Origin of the sequence: Pseudomonas sp. MWU12-3088, from assembly GCF_023242405.1 — a bacterium.
Taxonomy (GTDB): Bacteria; Pseudomonadota; Gammaproteobacteria; order Pseudomonadales; family Pseudomonadaceae; genus Aquipseudomonas; species Aquipseudomonas kribbensis.
The window spans coordinates 1-2,315 of sequence record NZ_JALJEA010000026.1 but is presented as its reverse complement, the minus strand read 5'-3'; the positions used below and the strand labels follow the sequence as shown (position 1 = coordinate 2,315).

Sequence of the window (2,315 nt, the reverse complement as noted above, 5' to 3'; positions counted from 1 at the left end):
TGCCCACGTCATTTTGCAACGGCAGTTAACCGGTGGTGCGAGCTTCTTCTGGGAGTGGGAGCGTTCCGGCAAAGCGGCGCGTTGCGTGCGGCACTGGGCGTCGTTTTCGCAGATGGACACCCGTTACGTCTGGGACGATGCCGGCAGTGTGCGGGTGCAGTACGTCGACGGCCGCGAAGAGGTTTACGCCCACGACGACACGGCGCGGCTGGTGCGTCAGGTCGCAGCGGACGGGGGCGAACAGCACAAGGCCTACGATTCGGCGGGCCGGTTGATCGCTGAGCAGGATGCGCTGGGGGCGGTCACCGAGTACCGCTATGACGACGCCGGACGGCTGATCGCGCTGATTCCGCCGGACGATGCGCCGACGTCCTACGAGTACCGCAATGGTTTCCTGCACCGCCGCAGCCGAGGCGAGGCGGAGTGGACCTACCGGCGCAATGCCCAGGGCGACGTCACCGAGGCGGTCGATCCTGACGGCCATGTCACCCACTACCACTACGACCCGCAGGGGCGGTTGCTGTCGATCCGTTATCCGGACAGTGGCCGGCACGTGTTCGTGTGGAACGACCTCGGGCAACTGGTCGAGGAAAGCCTGCCGGACGGTGGGGTTCGCAAGTTTTCCTACGATGCGTTGGGGCGGCGGATTACTGCGCAGGACGAACACGGCGCGATCACCCGCCATGTGTGGGACGCCGTCGGCCGCCTGATCCAGACCACCTCGCCGACCGGTGCCACCCGTGCCTGGTCCTACAGCGCCTACGGCCAGATCACCGCCGAACGCGATGAACTGGGGCGCATCACCCGCTACGAGTATGACGACGACCTGCACCTGGTCAGCCGACGGATCAACCCCGACGGCACGCGGCTGCAGTACCGCTACGACCATGCGCAGCTGTTGCTCACGGAGATCGAGAACGAGTCGGGCGAAAAGTACCGGCTGGACTACACGCCCACCGGACTGATCCGACAGGAAACCGGCTTCGATGGGCGGCGCACCGCCTACGCCTATGACCGCAACGGTCATCTGCTGGAGAAGACCGAGTACGGCGATGACGGCTCGACGCTGGTCACCGGCTACCAACGTGATGCTGCCGGACGCCTGCTGCTCAAGACTTTGCCGGACGGGATCGAGGTCAGCTACCGCTACGACCGTCTCGGCCGCTTGGTCGGGGTGGACGACGGCCAGAATCACCCACTGGCCTTCGAATACGACCTGCAGGACCGACTGGTACGCGAGCATCAGGGCTGGGGCACCTTGCGCTACACCTACGACGCCTGCGGCCAGCTCACCCGGATGCGTCTGCCGGACAACAGCAAGCTCGATTACCACTATGCCAAGGGCGGCGCGCTGACCGCGATCGACCTCAACGGCGCCTTGCTCACCCGCCACGTCTACCAGAACGGTCGCGAACAGCAGCGCCAGCAGGGCCTGTTGCTCAGCGAATATGCCTACGACGAACAGGGCCGCTTGTTGTCCCACGCCGTAGGCCATCAACGCAGTGCGCTGTACCGCCGCGACTTTGCCTACAGCGCCAACGGCAACCTCGAACACATCGCCGACACCCGCCACGGCCAGCGCAGCTACCAGTACGACGCCCTCGACCGGCTGATCCGCGTACGCCACACCCGCGATGACGTGCCGGAAAACTTCGCCCACGACCCGGCCGGCAACTTGCTGCTGCAGGACCGCCCGGGCCCGACACACATCAAAGGCAACCGCCTGCTGATGCAGGGCGACCGCCATTACGACTACGACGCTTTCGGCAACCTGATCCGCGAACGCCGTGGTCGCGCCCAACAGCTCGTCACTGCATACCGCTACGACAGCCAGCACCGCCTGATCGGCCTCACTCGTCCCGACGGCAGCACCGCGACTTACCACTACGACGCCTTCGGCCGGCGCATCCGCAAGACCGTCGACGGCCAGACCACCGAGTTCTTCTGGCAAGGCGACCACCTGATCGCCGAAAGCAGCCCGACCCAACACCGCAGCTTCATCTACGAACCCGGCACCTTCCGCCCCCTGGCGATGCTCGACGGCCAAGGCCCGAAACGCGCCTGCCCGTTCTACTACCAGCTCGACCACCTCGGCACCCCGCAAGAACTGACGGATTACAGCGGCGAGATCGTCTGGTCAGCCAAGTACAGCGCCTACGGCAAGGTCACCTCGCTGCAGCTCGCGACCGAGGACTACCTCGACCAGCCGCTGCGGTTTCAGGGGCAGTACTTCGATGAAGAAAGCGGGCTGCATTACAACCGGCATCGGTACTACGACCCGGATTTGGGGCGGTATCTGACGCCGGATCCGGTGA

General features: G+C 65.3%; 1 protein-coding gene. It reads left to right on the top strand.

Translation table 11 applies throughout. The annotated features are described in order from the left end of the window. Positions 1–2,315: RHS domain-containing protein (locus tag M5B98_RS28700; protein WP_412548800.1), on the top strand; the 2,315-nt coding region annotated here is incomplete at both ends.